We start from the raw sequence: 15,157 nt of genomic DNA, 5'->3' as shown, positions 1-15,157 counted from the left end.
AAAAGAAAAGCCCAATACATATTATGAATGAGAATAGGTGAATCTATACTTTGTTTTTAATATATTAGGGTTTTTAAAAATAGCAGCCAACAATCCCATTGTTTTTGATACTCCTTTTTTTCCTGAAAGTTCGAATGCTTTTTTCTGAAGATAGATGTGCTGCGCCACATCTGTTTCAAGAGCTAGAGTAGTAGACCATTCGTAAAGGGAATTCCAAAAAAGAAACTGTCGTTGATTATATTGTGGAGAATACTTTATTATTTTGGTGATCCTGTTATCATCATGCATTCCTCTCATAGCCACCGGGAGATCTATAATGCCGGATTTTAAATGACATTGATGGGCGAGTTTAATAATAAAATCTGAATCCTGATGAAGGCGAAGAGCTTCATTAAATCTTAATTTTTTAGATTCAAGCGAATGTCTTCTCACGGTAAGAGCATCTAAAGTAAAAAATGAACCAAAGACTCTGGAAGTAAGTCCTAATAGGCCTCTGAACACTTCATTGCCTTCTGCTGCATAATTAACAGTTAAAAGTTCACTATCATTGATATTGGATATAAACTCTTCCTTCCCTTTTTCAGTTAAATATTCCGTGCCAATGGCATTAAAAACACCGTCTATTTTTGGATCTTTAAAAAGTTCTTTTTCAGCAGTAAACCTATTAGGTAAGAAATAATCATCTGCATCCAAAAAGGCTATAAAATCTCCGGTTGCTTTTTCTATTCCCAAGTTTCTACTGGCTCCGGCACCATGATTCCCTTTATCCGGATGTTGGAAAAGTTGTACCCGATCATATTTTTGGGCTAGCTCACGACATACCTGAAGAGCATTATCAGGAGATTGATCTTCTACCAAGATGACTTCATAGACTTCATCAAACTGTAAAGTAGATTCTACAGCTTTTGATATATATTTTTCTGCATTGTATACAGGAATAATTACGGAAATCTTCATGTTATCTATTGGAGTAAGTGAAACGGTATTTGGTCTTTAATATTTCTGGGTTTTTAAGGACTTCTCCTAAAATATTAAAGTATTTGAGAAGGCCTTTCTTTAAGGACAGATCAAATGATTTATAAAGTAAATAGATTCTTTTTCTGGGTTCTGTGGGAATCTGATTGGAAATCGCCCATTGATTGAGAGATTGCCATAAAAGAAACTGTCTCTGGTTATATTGCGGAGAATATTTTACAATTTTAGTGATCCTGTTATTGTCATGAATACCTCTCATAGCAACAGCTTCTGTGATATTTCCTGTTTTTAAATAACAATGATATGCGAGTTTGATAATGAAATCTGAGTCCTGATGTACACGAAGATCCTTATTGAATCGTATATGGTGAGACTCCAGAGAAATCTTTCTAATCGTAAGTGAATTGAGATGGAAAGAAGTACCGAAAGTTTTAGTTGATAGGCTTAAGAGTCCTTTAAATACTTCTTCACCCTCGGCAGGATAATTAACTGTACTTAGGGATATTTCTTTAAATTTAGATTGAAACTCTTCTTTCCCTTTTTCTGTTAAATATTCAGTACCAATAGCATTGAATACCCCATCTATCTTTGAGTCTTTGAAAAGCTCTTTTTCAGCATCAAATCGATTAGGAAGGTAATGATCGTCTGCATCAAGAAAGGCAATAAAATTACCTGTGGCTTTTTCTATACCAAGGTTTCTTGATGCTCCTGCACCATGGTTTCCTTTATCCGGATGTTGGAAAAGTTTTACTTTACTATATTTTTGAGCCAGTTCGCTGCATATCTGAAGTGCATTATCTGGTGATTGATCTTCTACTAAAATTACTTCAGAAACTTCCTCAAACTGTAAAGCAGATTCTACAGCTTTTAAAATATATTTTTCGGCATTGTATACGGGAATAATTACGGAGATCTTCATGAACCTAAAGGGGAGTAATAATTAAGTTATCATTAACGAACAATTCCTGTTCGATAGCAAAAAATTCTTTTTTATGTACTCTGCTGTATACTTTAAACTGATTATCAAAAAAGAACTGAAGCAAGTCCTTAGAAGTATGCTCTCCCTGTTCATCAATAGCAGCCGGACAAAATTCCATAAATAAAATAGGTCTGTTTTTTAGGAAGATATCTTTGTTTTCCAGAATGACAACCGCTTCATATCCCTCAACATCCATTTTCACAACATCAAACTTAGCATCAGATATCATTTTTTTAAGAGGCTCTATCTGAACATTGATCAATTTTTTTCCAGGATTCTTGCTTTCAATAAATGAGCTCATTCCTGCATGTCCTGCAACATAATTAAATGACTTTACTTCTGAAGAACCTCCAATAGCTGTATTGAAGAGCTTAATGTTTGTATAATTGTTTTTTTTGATACTTTCGTTAAACTCATGATAGACATCGGGAATAGGCTCAAATGAATAGACCTGTTTACAATAAGGAGCTAGAAGTAAACTATGTTGCCCAATATTGGCTCCTATGTCCAACAATACTTTGTCTTGGGTAAGAACAGATCTTATATCATCAATAATATACTTCTCATAGATGCCATTTTCAAAAATATACAGATCAACAAAACCAAACTTTTTATTAAGATAAATCCTGGTTTTTCTGTTATTATAATGAATGGTGAAAAGTTTACGGTTATCAAGATAGGAAATGTTCAGCTTTCTTTTGATGAAGCTGATAGGTGTTTCTTTAAATAAGATACTATGAAGGGATCGCAAGTAGTTAGGCATATGAATTTTTTTTAGGCTTTGTGTTTAAAAATAATTATTGAATTATAAATATGATTTGTTATTATCCGCCCATAAAGCAAGTTGTAATAGATTCCAATGTCTCTCATCCTTGTCAAGGAAATTTTGAGCAGCTTTGAAGTCTATAAAATTAAATACCTTATGATTAGGGTCTTTTAACAGATCATTTGAAAAATTCATCAGGTTTTCTTCAGCAAACCAGCTTTTTACCCCAAGACCAAATCCTTGTTTATGACGTTTTCTGATTGTTTCCGTCCAGTAAGAACCCATGGCTTCACGTAGGATAATTTTATCATTATTATCATTAAGCTTCAGCTGATCAGGTAATTGGATGCAGAATTCTGCAAAGTCCAGATCCAGAAATGGTGTTCTTACTTCAAGAGAATTGGCCATCGCCATTCTATCTGATTTTACCATCATATTAGCTGGAACATAATTCTCCAGATCTACTCTCATAATATCGTTTAAGGAATCAGGATCGGGAGTAAAGCTATACGTTTGCAGATAATCAGATGAAACCCCTAAAAGATCACGCTCTTTCTTATTGAAGGCGTTCCTCACATCATTCAGATGGAAATCCATAATGGATGAAAATTCCATGTTTTTCCGGGTAAGGAATGAAGTTGGTTTTATTTGCTGATAGAGTTTTAACCCAAACTGAGCAATGATATTTTTATAGCTGAAATGTTTCTTTAATTTATTTTCAACGGTATAGAAATGGTACCCTCCAAACAATTCATCGCCTACATCTCCAGATAATACAACGGTAAGGTTCTTTCTTGCGGCTCTGCATATTTCATAATGAGGAATAAAGGAAGCATCTGCAAAAGGCTCATCGAAGAACGGCGATATTTTTAAAAGGGAGGTCACAAGATCAGATTTCTTCTCATGAACTTCAATGTGGTTGGTTTTGTATTTGTCTGCAATTTCCTTTGCATATTTCAGTTCGTTGTCTTTATGATCATATCCGAAACTGATCGTAGTCTGATGGGGTAAAAATTCATCTACCAATGCTACAACAGATGAGGAATCTAATCCTCCACTCAGGAAACTTCCTACTTCTACATCTGCGATAAGCTGTTTCTTGACCGCATTTTTCAATAGATACAAAAACTCTTCCTTAGCATCGGAAAGGTTGATGGCTCTATCTTTTGCAGGGATGCTATAGTAGCGAGAAACCGTAAATTTTCCATCTTTCCAAACAAGTTGATGGGCTGGTGGAAGTGTATAAATGTTGTTATAAATACTCTGATGAGAGCTTACATATCCATATTGAAGATAATGGGAGAGAGCCTGTGAACTTACTTTGGGCTGAATAAGTCCTGAAGCTAAAATGGCTTTAATTTCTGAAGCAAAAATAAATTCATTGTTTTTACCGATGGCATAATAGAAAGGTTTTTCTCCGAAACGATCTCTTGCACAGAAAAGCTGTTGTTTTTGTTCATCCCAAATAGCAAATGCAAACATCCCGGGAAGATCATGGATGAGGTTTTCCTGTTTTCTCTGATACATGGCAAGAATGACTTCAGTATCAGAACCTCCATGATAAGGATATTCTGCATATTGTTTTTTGATGTCCTGATAGCCATATATTTCACCATTGAGAACTATACATTCATTTTTGGTATTGGAAAACATAGGTTGCTTCCCATTGTCAGAAAGATCTATAATGGAAAGTCGGCGGTGGCCTAGTGCGGCATTATCATAAAATTCATAGTGAGAAGAATCCGGGCCCCGGTGCACCAGCGAATCTGTCATCTTTCGGATTTCTTCCTGGTAATTTCTGGCATTACTGCTTATAATTCCCGCTATTCCACACATAATATTTTATTTTTCATCATTAATTTTCACTTTTTGTACAGCTAATTTACGATAGATTCAGAAAACTAGACCCTGGTTGGGTCAATTGGTTTCGTAAGCTGTTTATCTTTTCACTATCTCGCGCTATTTTTTTATACTTCAGAGATAATTCTTTGTACTTGCTGATATTTCCTGTAACCAGATTTTTAAACATACTTTGTTTTAATGCCTTCTTTTCTTGTTGTAAAGCGTTAGGAAGGCTAGGATTCAGCGTGTTGATCTCGATACGGACATCTTCGTATTTGGTAAAATCTATTTTGTGAAGCAGCTGTACACCATCATGAACTACTTTACTCCCTGGAACCAGCAGTACTTTCTTTTGATGAAAATGAACCCTGTTCACATATTCATCATCTTCTCCATAATGGAAAAAGTAAGGGTTGAAACCGCCTATCGTTTCTATTGTTTTCTTTGGCAGCAACCAATGAGCAGCATTTACAAAATGAATTTCGTAATAAGGCTTTAAAGTCTGAAAATACAGATCAGAGATCATTCTTGTTTTTTCGTAGTTCTTGGCAATATACTGATCTAAGAAAATATCAAGATATTTTTCAGAGCCATCAATATGAATAGGGCTTATGATACCAATTTCGTCTTTGTTGGGATGGCTATTATATACTTCAAGCATTTTTTCCATGCTGTTTTCATACAGCCATGCATCCTGATTCATCAAATAGAAGAACTCTGCCCCGTTTTTATAAGCTTTCTCAATCCCTATATTATTGGCTTTTCCAAATCCAAGATTAGATTCAGACTGGGTGAGATCTACTTCAGGGAAATGCGTTTTTATGTATTCCTGGGTTCCGTCTGTAGATCCGTTATCTATGACGATACATTTTATGGGAACAGACGATTTTCTTAAACTGTTAAAACACCGTTCCGCCCATTTCATGGCATTATAGGTAACAATGATAATATGAATCTCAGGCATTTTTTATTTTAATATTATTTGAGGACTGATGAAGCGCCCATATTTTAAAGCAAATTAGTGATTCTAAAATACAAAAAATAGTACAGACGTTTAAGAAGGTCATCAAACATGGAGAAAGTTAAGAATCCCTGAAGGATCAACATCATTCTCCAGGAAAGATTAAATAAAATTAATATAACAGCAGTGATTTCCTGTTTTCTGCTTAGAACAGCCTTTGCTTCCAAGGCAAGGAATATTGTTAAAAGTGAGAAGAAAATATTCACCCATCTTCCCCAATCCACTGCCATATAGAACAATGGAATTAAAAACAGGATCTGTATAATCAGGAATATTTTATTAATTTTAACTTTATTGAATTTGCAATATAAATACACCGTTAATGCTCCTAACAATATACTTATTCCGTAAGTTTGATAATCGTAAGGGTGAGACTTGTAATATCCCAGAACATCATAGTTAGGACTATAATCAAAAATACCCATTTCTTCAAGCGTTAATCCGTGGGCTTTAAAGAATGCCACTGTATTGTCTGTCTTTAAGGTGACTCCAAACTTATAAAGATAGATCAAGATGATGAGAGCTGGTAGGAACTGATAGAGCACAATCCTTTTAAGCTTATCGGAAGGAAGTCCTTCATTTTTTGTAAAGTAGGCTAATCCCACAAATGGTAAATAAAAGAAGGTAGCTTCATGGGATAGCATGGAGATAATGATAAAGAAGGTGATCGTGATATCTTTGATTATGACTTTTGAACGCAGACACAGAATGTAGACAAGATACATAAAGAAGATAAGCATTTCCTTTCGTGTGGCAATATTGGGATCTTTTACCATCATACCAAAGCCTGTGGGAAGCAGAATTAAAGCGATGACAAATAGATTGTTCTTTTCATTCCAAAAGAGTTTGAACAAAAGATAAAAAATAGCAGTATATAGTAATGCAACAAATGCAAATACAATATATTCAAGATTAATTTGGGTAAGTTCATTGATTCCTATAAACAGAGTACCAAAGAGACCTCTTCTTTTGAAGCCCCCGTCCTGATAGTTGATGATCCAGTCTCCGAAACACCAACCGCTTTTTTTAACGATAATAAGGGTATAAGAGGTTGCAATACTTACACAGTAGTAGACTGAAAATATTAAACCTATTATGTAATTAATTATTTTTGTTTTCATGTTCATGTTCTAAGCGGGATTGAGCCTGTTTATTTTAAGAGATTTTAAAATAGATAAAGTAATTTCGTTTTTATGATTATTTGTTATCAGATTTTCAGATGATATTTTAATCAATAAAAATCTTTTTAAAAGTATCCATCACCGGATGAGGTAGGAATTTTTCATAAAGTTCTTTTGCGGATAAAGTGAGGTCTGCATCCAGAATAATATCCTGCAATTCCTTACTGTCATTATAATAATAAGCCTGATCCTGTAAATGAGTGATGTGGGCTTTTTCCGGAGGATTGGCAAAAGCAATGACAGGTTTTCCCATGATGGCAAATTCAGCTACGGTAATTCCAAAAGTTTCTCCTCTTTCACGGGCATGAAGCAAGGCATTACAGGTATTGATGAATTTCTGCTTCATGATAATATCTGAACTTGGCGGAAGAAATATAATGTTTGAAGGAACGGATTTCCACCACTTCTTTTTAATGAACGGATCTACACCCATAAAAATGAAATAGACATCCTTATATTTTGATGCAATCTTTTCAATGGTCTTTTGGGCAAAAAGAATATTAAAGCTGATATGACCGCCATAATAACCGAATACTTTTGCCTTTGGAGGAATATTGAATTCTGCTCTCAGATCCTCATGGGTTTGGGAATCAAAATTGACCATGTGGGGAACATAAGGATATTTTGAACCCGTCATTTCCTGGCTCAGCCACTCGGAGACATAGGCGTAAACATCCCCGTGAGGCTCAAAATGTTTGAAAACACTGTGTATTGCAGATTTACATTCCTTAGTATCTATACCATCTATATTACCGTTTTTAATAGCATAAAAAAGGTCTATATTCTGCTCACGGATCAGCTGATCTACTTCGCTGAAGTCTGAATAGCCGTGTACACGGAATCTTTTTTCAAATTTTTCAACACCCAGCGGATGGTTGGTCTTTGAATTTTTATTGTATACAATGATAGACTCATTTCCCAGATATCTCTCATTGAAATCTGCATAATCATATACTGCTATGGAAGTTCCTCTGTAATTGAGTTCATCCTCATGGAAAAGAATTTTCATCTTGCTTGTGTTATTTAAATATTTTTTTTAATCTCCCTATTATTTTCTGAATAATGGTTTTCTTCGGATATTTGGTGAGATCATTATGTTTAAAAAGTCCTTCTCCCTGTGCGATTCTGAAGTTTTGCTTTACCCACCAGGCGGCAATATTTCTTTCCAGTGACGCTGTTTCTCCTGAGAAAGGAATAATGGTCTCAAGCAAGAAGCTTTTCTTCACAAGGTATGGGTTATTAGTCCAGTTGGCCCATCGCGAGGTGGTCACAAAATATTCGCCCTGCTTTTGTATCTTGTCCGGGAATTCTGAGGCTGGGTCAAGCCAGTGCAGAGATTCCAGAAGATGAGGTGAAGTACACTCGTGCCAGTCATCATAGTAATCGAGCTCATTTCCTTTATGTCTGATTGAAATAAGAGGGTAGCCAGGTGTATTCCTGCTTCGGTAGCGAACTACATCAAAACCGTTGTCAAGCATTTCCAGTCCACTTTTGAGACGTGAAAATGCAGTTTCCTTATTTTCAATAAGCTCAAAATCATGCTCCAGAAAAAGAATATTTTCACAAACTGCATTTTCTGCCAATGTTTTCATCCCTTTTCCGATGCCGATATTATCTTTTAGTCCTATGTATCTGATATTGTACTGATCTGCCAGCTTTTTGTCAGATTCACTTACTTCCTGAAAAAGAATGACAATATCATCAACCATGTTCAGAAGACCATACTTCTGATAGGATTTCAATGTGTTTCTCAATGTTTTCCCTGTTTTCCAGGAAAGAATACAAATACTGATAGGGAGTGATTTCAAAGGATTAATTTTTATTTGCTACATTATTCATCAATTCGATTACTTTCTTTGTATAACTTTCCCAAGTTTGATCTTTTACCAGTTCATGGGCTCTTAAGCATAGTTTTGTATACTCGTCATCGTTCATCATAAGAATTGTTCGGATACTATCTACAATATCAATTACTTCAGTGTTTGAAGATAAATACCGAAGTCATTTTCCTCCCCATAATCTAAAGCAAAGGCTTCATAAGGTTTTATAATGATAGGCGTGTAGTAAAACATACATTCAATCGTACTAGAATATGCAGCCCAAATTTCGGATGGATTTACTAAAATTTTTGCATTAGTAATAAGATCATAGTATTGGATATTCTGTTCCGGATCTCCCTTATCCAAATATTCATAACAAATTATATTTCGATCTGTATCTTGTAACAACAATCTGTCTTTAGGAATATTAATAATATTTAAAGTTAAATTGGGGAAATCTTTCTGTAAAATTCTAACTGCTTCTACCAACTTTCTTGCCCCTAATAAATATTTCATCGATCCAATAAGCAGCAGTTGTTGTGAATTTTTTTTCTTATCTAAAATTTCTTGAACAGTAGGCTTATTAAAGTTTAGATCATTAACAACATTACTGCCGAGGTGATGTACTTGTTTACCATGGCGTTCAGAAATTATTTTTTGTGCATCTTTAAAAAGTGAAACTACTAATTCGGAATTGTTGAACGCTTCATGCTGATATTTGATAAACCATTTTTCAAAGAAATAGGGTTTTCTCTTTAAGCGATCTAAGATCACCATGTCATAACTCCAATCGTGAAATAGTAGCGATGGTGTGTTATTGAACTTATTATAAAAATCGAAAGTCAACAAAATAACAAAATAAAGATCCGGATTATTTTTTACAACCTTTTTGATCTTTTTATAAGCTAATATCCTTGCGATAGGAGTTTTAATAAATTCATATTGATGATTTGGAAAAAATCGGGATAAAATTCTTCCCGGGTATTTATTCCATAATGTTTCGTATTTCGGTGAGGGCGATAGATCTACACGCAGGAGTTCATATCCCTGCATTTTTAAATTTTCAGAAAAAAGGAACGGCACATTAGACCAGGCTTTTGGAGAGTTTGAATCTCCATAACAAACAAAAAGAATTTTTTTACTCATTTAGAAATTTTTAGATATTTAAAAATGGGTGTGAAGAGTTGATGATTTTTTGACGATGCTCATGAATTTCCTGTAAGCGAGGTAAAAAATACTTATTCATTTCACGTTGCTCAATACGTTCTTTTGTATAACCTTTTAATGCGAATTTATAAAAATCCCATAATAACTGTTTTTTTATTTTTACGGGATCAAAATCAAAGGCAGGATTCATAAATTCGGTTTGTTTTTGTAACCTCAATGAAAGCCATTTTTCTTTATAAGCGGCTTCGGGACTTTGAAAAGCTTTATGCTGTTTAGTATCATGAACTACAAGGCTATCCAGGCAAAGTATAACTTTCTTTTTATTATAAACAACACGATTTAAATAGTCATAGTCTTCACCATAATGGAAATAAAACGGATTGAAACCACCAACGGTTTCAATGGTAGACTTAGGTAATAACCAATGTGCAGCGTTTACAAAATCTATTTCGTACCATTTATTTAGCTGTTTTAAAAATAGGTCAGAAATTAAACGGTTTGTTTTGGCATATTTTCCCAGATAATTTTCAAAATGGGAATCTAATTTTTTTTCGCTTCCGTCTAAATGCATCGGGCTTAAGATACCGAGTTGTTCTTTGTTGGGATGGCTGTTGTATACTTCCAGCAATTGTTCCATACTGTCTGGGAAAATCCATGCATCCTGATTCATCAAATAAAAGAAATCGGCTCCTTCTTTATACGCTTTTTCAATACCAATATTATTGGCTTTACCAAAACCTAAATTTTCCGAAGACTGAATAAAATCAACTTCAGGAAAGTTTATTTTAATATACTCTTGAGTACCATCCGTGGAACCGTTATCAATAACGATTGTCTTTACTGGAATGTTGGAATCTCGTAAACTTGTAAAACATCTTTCTGCCCATTTCATGGCATTGTAAGTAACAATAATTACATAAAAATTAGCCATCTTAAATATACTTTCTGGTTAATGTTTCTAAATAGCTCTCTGGTGTTTTTCCAGAGAAAAAAGCCATGATATCTTCATCAAAATCTACTTTGTAGAAATCACCTTCATGAGCTTCAGTATAAAGTCCTTTTTTATCTGTTTCTTTTTCAATAGCACTGATGATTTCCTTTAAATCGTAATAATAAGGAAAGGAGAAATTGATAGTTTTATTATGGGAATGCAGACCATGAGATTCTACAAATCTGGAGATATCTTCAATGTCTAAAAGAAGTCTTCTGGCTTTCAGATGCAGGGTAAATTCATTATGGTTTGTAATCTGTGTCTTCAGAAAGTTGAAAAGCGTGTTGGGGTTTCCACCTTTTCCTACAATATTTCCTATTCTTAAGATGAGGTAATGATCAACATTATTTTCTATATAGTTTTCGATTTCTTTTTTATGGAGGACATAGGGGCTATTCTGCTTTGATTGGTCATGGATACTGAGGGTAGAAAAATAAATCAGTTTCTTTTCTCTGTTATCTCCATAGACCGTTTTTAAAAGAGAAAACTCTCTTTCAAATTCTGAATCTCTAGTTTCCAGTGAATTAGATACTCCTGAAGCAAAAAAAACTATATCTTGTCTGTCATAAGATTTTACAGCATTTGCTATAATACCGTTGCCAATAATCATACCTTAGTTGTTTCATTAATTGTGTTATAGGGGAACAATATTCCATATCTGAAAAAAAATCATTTCATTCAGATACTCAAATATATGAATAGTATTTCATTTTGTTGGGGTAACCGGCCTTCTCTTCCTTTTTTCTCATCGGTTGAAAAGATTAAAAATTTTATTTGCCCAAACATACCTCTTACTGTTGAGGATGCTTTTCAAATGTTGATTATTATCGTAGAGCTTCTCAAAACTACCGAGTTCCTTTGTGAAATACTCGATGTGTTTTCTGTACACAATATTGTGGGTTACCATTTTCTTCATGTCTCCGTTATCAGAGATCATGTCTTTAATCATAGAGTTTTCTTTGATCCTGTAATAGAAACAAATTTCTTTGATTTTATACACTTTACCTCCGTTTTTAAGAATGGAGATCCAGAATTCCCAATCCTCCAGGCCATAAATAAGGCTGGTATCATATCCGCCGGCTTTTTCCCAATCTGTTCTTTTAAAAAATGCCGTACAAAAAATAACATTTCTTACGGCTAAAGCTTGTGGAGTATATTCGGGCAGAATCCATTTTTCATTTTCTGTACCAAATTTTTCAGCTTCACAATAAATGACAGTGTACCCATTGCTGAATTCTTTCTCAGCCAGTTCCAGATAGGCCGGAGATATTTTATCATCTGCGTCTAATGGTAAAATCCATTCTCCTTTTGCAACAGCTATTCCAGCATTTCTTGCGGAAGATAAACCTCCGTTTTTCTTATCAACATACTGAAAACGGGTATCTTTTTCTACCCATTTTCTTGCAAGATCCTCAGTATTGTCTGGAGAACCATCATTGACAATAATACATTCCCAGTTTTGATAGGTTTGCTGAAGTACAGATTCAAGACATTCATCAAGATAAACAGCCTGATTGTAGCAAGGAACGATGATGGAAATTAAAGGATTCATTTTAGATAATTTTCTTTAATATCTTATACAAAGAAAAAGGAAGCTTCTTCCTTATGGCGAAGTCCAGTTTTTTTGAACGAAACGGATAGGCATGGTAGGCATTGGTATATTCCTCAGGAAGTTGTGCTCCTGACTGATATAATTTCTGAGTAATATAATTGATGCTTCCTCTTGAAACTCCTTTTTTATCAAACATCATCTGCAGCAAAGCCGCTTCCATTTCAATTCTGTCAGCTTTTACTTTGGATATATTATCGGTATGCAGTCTATAATAAGCCAGCTTTTCCGGGATATAAGCGATGAGATATTTTTGGCTGACCTTTAGCCATCGGTAATAGTCTTCTATAATAAATTGTGCATCATATTTGCCCGTCTCCCTTACGACATCTGTTCTTAATAATACCGTTAAAGCTGCAATTCTGTTCCCTTTCAAGAGCTCTTCATTGAAAATACGAGGATCTATTTTGCCTAAAGCATCATAGTCTGCAATATCCTCAATGATTTCACTGTCATTATTCACAGCATGCGTGTGAGAAAAAGACATTCCGTATTCATTTCCTAATCTTTCTAATGTAGAAACTGATTTTTCAATAGATTCCGGGTGCAGAAAATCATCGGCTGCTATGATTTTTATATATTTTCCTTTGGCCAGATCCATACATTCATTCAGCATGGTTGGCAGGCCTGTATTTTTAGTATGGAAGTTTTTTTCTGCAGGATAGTTATTTTCCTGCAGCCACTGTTCAAAAACTTCTACTGAATGATCTGGGGAAGCATCATCCCCTACAATCAGCTGAATGTTTTTGTAGGTTTGACTTTTTATGCTGTCCAGGTTTTCTTTTATGAATTGAGAATGATTATAGGAAACTACAACCACTGTTACTAATGGCTGTTCCATTTAAAATTCGTTTACCGTTTTAATAATGGTTTGTATTTCTTCTTCTTCTAAAACTGAGGAAATCGGAAGGCTTAAAACTTCTGCATGAATTTTTCACTGATCGGGAAAGACAGATCATTCCACTCTTTGTAGGCTTCCTGCTTGTGAGGAGGAATAGGGTAGTGGATGATAGTTTGTATTCCATGTTCCGTAAGATAAGCCTGAAGTGCATCTCTTCTATGAGTTCTGATAACGAAAACATGCCATACATGTTCATGTTCATTTTCAGGATATTCAGGAAGGATGATATCAGGGTTGGTGATTTCATTGATGAATCTTTTCGCAATAATTCTCCTTGCGTTATTTTCGTCATCAATATATTTAAGTTTGATGTCTAAAACAGCGGACTGTAGCTCATCAAGTCTGGAATTTAATCCTTGATAAATGTTTACATATTTTTGGTTAGAACCATAGTTAGCCAATGCTCTGATGGCCTTTGCAAGTTCATCATCATTGGTCGTTACAGCACCTGCATCTCCTAATGCTCCTAGGTTTTTCCCAGGATAAAAGCTAAATCCAGCGGCATCTCCTAGATTTCCGGATTTTATGCCGTTCCATTCTGCTCCGATGGTTTGAGCATTATCTTCAATGATTTTTAAATCATGTTTCTGAGCAATTTCTTTAAGCTGTTCCGAGAATACAATTCTTCCCTGAAGATGAACAATAAGAATTCCTTTTGTTTTTGATGTAATCTTTTCTTCAATTTTAGCAATATCAATATTGTATGTATTGATTTCTGGCTCTACCAGGACTGGAACCAGTCCGTTATCAGAAACAGCTAATATAGAAGCGATATAAGTATTCGAAGGAACAAGAATTTCGTCTCCGGGTTTCATAATTCCTAGTTCTATATAAGCACGAAGAATGAGACGCAACGCATCCAGTCCGTTCGCTACGCCAATGGCATGTTTTGTTCCTATATATTGAGCTAAATTACTTTCAAAAGCTTTGGTTTTTTCTCCTAAAAGATACCATCCAGATCTGAAAGTTTGAAGTAAGCTATCCTCTATTTCTTGTTGATATTTAAGATTAACTTTTTGTAAATCAAGAAACTTTATCATTCTTATTATTCTTTAAAAATTTTGCAGGGTTTCCAACCCATATTTCGTTATCAGGAACACTTTTAGTAACCACGCTTCCGGCACCGATTAATGCATTTTCGCCGATGGTGATTCCTGCTAAAATAGTAGCATTGGCACCAATGGAAGCTCCTTTTTTTACCAATGTTTTCTCCAGTTTGAATTCTTTATTCTTAGACTTTGGAAAAAGATCATTAGTAAAAGTTACATTAGGCCCTATAAATACATTATCTTCAAGGTCAACACCATCCCAGATCTGAACTCCGGGTTTTATCGTAACATGATCTCCAATGGTAACATCATTTTCTATAAGTACCTGACAATTGATGTTGCACCCATTGCCAATTTTTGCTCCTTTTAAAATGACACAAAACTGCCATACAAAAGTTCCTTCACCTATATTTTGAGATTGTACGTCAGCTAAAGGATGTATCATTTTTTGTGGTTTTTAAAATCTTCAAAATCTCTGAAATAATCATCTTCTTCGTAAAGTTCAGATGCCAGACATAAAAGAACAGCATTGTGACTGAACTTAATGTCTCTCCAGATTAATTCCGGAATATAAAGTCCTTTGGAAGGCGAGTCTAAAATGAATGTAGCCTCATTACCTTCCAAATCCTGGGTATTGAATTCTATGGTGCCCGAAACTGCAAAGATAACCTGCTGCAGTTTCTTATGGGCATGTCCTCCACGGATTACATCTTGAGGGGTAAAATAAGTCCAGTAAACTCTGTTGATGGAAAAAGGAACATTTTTTTGAGCTTCAGCTACAGTAATATATCCTAATTCCGGAGATCCGATCTTTAAAAAATCTATAATATGCGGAGTCATAATCTTTTAATTTATA

17 protein-coding genes are annotated in these 15,157 nt (G+C 34.7%); all 17 read right to left on the bottom strand.

Annotated elements, in window-relative coordinates; translation table 11 throughout:
- Positions 1–21 precede the first annotated feature (21 nt).
- Positions 22–957 (bottom strand): glycosyltransferase family 2 protein, encoded by a 936-nt coding sequence (locus QWZ06_RS24760; protein ID WP_290301790.1) that lies wholly within the window; start codon positions 955–957, stop codon positions 22–24.
- 1 nt (position 958) lies between these two features.
- The gene (locus QWZ06_RS24755) at positions 959–1,894 is read right to left on the bottom strand and encodes a glycosyltransferase family 2 protein (protein ID WP_290301789.1); all 936 of its coding nucleotides are present in this window, start codon (positions 1,892–1,894) and stop codon (positions 959–961) included.
- A gap of 4 nt (positions 1,895–1,898) precedes the next feature.
- Entirely contained in the window at positions 1,899–2,717 is an 819-nt protein-coding gene (locus tag QWZ06_RS24750; protein WP_290301788.1) for an FkbM family methyltransferase, read from the bottom strand.
- Positions 2,718–2,759: 42 nt separating this feature from the next.
- On the bottom strand, positions 2,760–4,556 hold the full coding sequence (gene asnB, locus QWZ06_RS24745; protein WP_290301787.1) for an asparagine synthase (glutamine-hydrolyzing): 1,797 nt from the start codon (positions 4,554–4,556) through the stop codon (positions 2,760–2,762).
- A 46-nt stretch (positions 4,557–4,602) separates the two neighbouring features.
- Entirely contained in the window at positions 4,603–5,526 is a 924-nt protein-coding gene (locus tag QWZ06_RS24740; RefSeq protein WP_290301786.1) for a glycosyltransferase family 2 protein, read from the bottom strand.
- A gap of 44 nt (positions 5,527–5,570) precedes the next feature.
- Positions 5,571–6,704, bottom strand: a complete 1,134-nt coding sequence (locus QWZ06_RS24735) for a hypothetical protein (protein WP_290301785.1) — start codon at positions 6,702–6,704, stop codon at positions 5,571–5,573.
- 106 nt (positions 6,705–6,810) lie between these two features.
- Positions 6,811–7,773 carry a glycosyltransferase family protein gene (locus QWZ06_RS24730; protein WP_290301784.1) on the bottom strand — a complete coding sequence of 321 codons (963 nt, stop codon included), beginning with the start codon at positions 7,771–7,773 and terminating at the stop codon, positions 6,811–6,813.
- Between the two features lie 10 nt (positions 7,774–7,783).
- Positions 7,784–8,572, bottom strand: a complete 789-nt coding sequence (locus QWZ06_RS24725; RefSeq protein ID WP_290301783.1) for a glycosyltransferase family 2 protein — start codon at positions 8,570–8,572, stop codon at positions 7,784–7,786.
- A 4-nt stretch (positions 8,573–8,576) separates the two neighbouring features.
- Positions 8,577–8,702, bottom strand: a complete 126-nt coding sequence (locus QWZ06_RS24720; protein WP_290301782.1) for a hypothetical protein — start codon at positions 8,700–8,702, stop codon at positions 8,577–8,579.
- A gap of 32 nt (positions 8,703–8,734) precedes the next feature.
- Positions 8,735–9,730, bottom strand: coding sequence for a glycosyltransferase family protein (locus QWZ06_RS24715; protein WP_290301781.1), 996 nt, complete (start codon positions 9,728–9,730; stop codon positions 8,735–8,737).
- A gap of 10 nt (positions 9,731–9,740) precedes the next feature.
- Positions 9,741–10,682 carry a glycosyltransferase family 2 protein gene (locus QWZ06_RS24710; RefSeq protein WP_290301779.1) on the bottom strand — a complete coding sequence of 314 codons (942 nt, stop codon included), beginning with the start codon at positions 10,680–10,682 and terminating at the stop codon, positions 9,741–9,743.
- A gap of 1 nt (position 10,683) precedes the next feature.
- The gene (locus QWZ06_RS24705; protein WP_290301778.1) at positions 10,684–11,352 is read right to left on the bottom strand and encodes an NAD-dependent epimerase/dehydratase family protein; all 669 of its coding nucleotides are present in this window, start codon (positions 11,350–11,352) and stop codon (positions 10,684–10,686) included.
- Between the two features lie 135 nt (positions 11,353–11,487).
- On the bottom strand, positions 11,488–12,294 hold the full coding sequence (locus QWZ06_RS24700; protein WP_290301776.1) for a glycosyltransferase family 2 protein: 807 nt from the start codon (positions 12,292–12,294) through the stop codon (positions 11,488–11,490).
- A gap of 1 nt (position 12,295) precedes the next feature.
- Positions 12,296–13,192, bottom strand: coding sequence for a glycosyltransferase family 2 protein (locus tag QWZ06_RS24695; protein WP_290301775.1), 897 nt, complete (start codon positions 13,190–13,192; stop codon positions 12,296–12,298).
- 71 nt (positions 13,193–13,263) lie between these two features.
- The gene (locus tag QWZ06_RS24690) at positions 13,264–14,292 is read right to left on the bottom strand and encodes a DegT/DnrJ/EryC1/StrS family aminotransferase (RefSeq protein ID WP_435384144.1); all 1,029 of its coding nucleotides are present in this window, start codon (positions 14,290–14,292) and stop codon (positions 13,264–13,266) included.
- A complete protein-coding gene (locus QWZ06_RS24685; RefSeq protein WP_290301774.1) occupies positions 14,276–14,746 on the bottom strand; it encodes an acyltransferase in 471 nt (156 codons plus the stop codon). The genes QWZ06_RS24690 and QWZ06_RS24685 overlap by 17 nt, the downstream gene beginning before the upstream one ends.
- Positions 14,743–15,141 (bottom strand): sugar 3,4-ketoisomerase, encoded by a 399-nt coding sequence (locus QWZ06_RS24680; RefSeq protein WP_290301772.1) that lies wholly within the window; start codon positions 15,139–15,141, stop codon positions 14,743–14,745. The genes QWZ06_RS24685 and QWZ06_RS24680 overlap by 4 nt, the downstream gene beginning before the upstream one ends.
- Positions 15,142–15,157: the final 16 nt, after the last annotated feature.

This window comes from Chryseobacterium tructae, assembly GCF_030409875.1.
Lineage (GTDB): Bacteria > Bacteroidota > Bacteroidia > Flavobacteriales > Weeksellaceae > Chryseobacterium > Chryseobacterium tructae.
Note: the sequence above shows the minus strand (reverse complement) of the source record. Positions and strands in the feature narration are given on the sequence as shown.

Bases quoted from the DNA above. Each gene is read 5' to 3' on its own strand.
- QWZ06_RS24760 (WP_290301790.1), bottom strand. From the start codon at position 957: ATGAAGATTTCCGTAATTATTCCTGTATACAATGCAGAAAAATATATA.
- QWZ06_RS24755 (WP_290301789.1), bottom strand. From the start codon at position 1,894: ATGAAGATCTCCGTAATTATTCCCGTATACAATGCCGAAAAATATATT.
- QWZ06_RS24750 (WP_290301788.1), bottom strand. From the start codon at position 2,717: ATGCCTAACTACTTGCGATCCCTTCATAGTATCTTATTTAAAGAAACA.
- asnB (WP_290301787.1), bottom strand. From the start codon at position 4,556: ATGTGTGGAATAGCGGGAATTATAAGCAGTAATGCCAGAAATTACCAG.
- QWZ06_RS24740 (WP_290301786.1), bottom strand. From the start codon at position 5,526: ATGCCTGAGATTCATATTATCATTGTTACCTATAATGCCATGAAATGG.
- QWZ06_RS24735 (WP_290301785.1), bottom strand. From the start codon at position 6,704: ATGAAAACAAAAATAATTAATTACATAATAGGTTTAATATTTTCAGTC.
- QWZ06_RS24730 (WP_290301784.1), bottom strand. From the start codon at position 7,773: ATGAAAATTCTTTTCCATGAGGATGAACTCAATTACAGAGGAACTTCC.
- QWZ06_RS24720 (WP_290301782.1), bottom strand. From the start codon at position 8,702: ATGATGAACGATGACGAGTATACAAAACTATGCTTAAGAGCCCATGAA.
- QWZ06_RS24715 (WP_290301781.1), bottom strand. From the start codon at position 9,730: ATGAGTAAAAAAATTCTTTTTGTTTGTTATGGAGATTCAAACTCTCCA.
- QWZ06_RS24710 (WP_290301779.1), bottom strand. From the start codon at position 10,682: ATGGCTAATTTTTATGTAATTATTGTTACTTACAATGCCATGAAATGG.
- QWZ06_RS24705 (WP_290301778.1), bottom strand. From the start codon at position 11,352: ATGATTATTGGCAACGGTATTATAGCAAATGCTGTAAAATCTTATGAC.
- QWZ06_RS24700 (WP_290301776.1), bottom strand. From the start codon at position 12,294: ATGAATCCTTTAATTTCCATCATCGTTCCTTGCTACAATCAGGCTGTT.
- QWZ06_RS24695 (WP_290301775.1), bottom strand. From the start codon at position 13,192: ATGGAACAGCCATTAGTAACAGTGGTTGTAGTTTCCTATAATCATTCT.
- QWZ06_RS24690 (WP_435384144.1), bottom strand. From the start codon at position 14,292: ATGATAAAGTTTCTTGATTTACAAAAAGTTAATCTTAAATATCAACAA.
- QWZ06_RS24685 (WP_290301774.1), bottom strand. From the start codon at position 14,746: ATGATACATCCTTTAGCTGACGTACAATCTCAAAATATAGGTGAAGGA.
- QWZ06_RS24680 (WP_290301772.1), bottom strand. From the start codon at position 15,141: ATGACTCCGCATATTATAGATTTTTTAAAGATCGGATCTCCGGAATTA.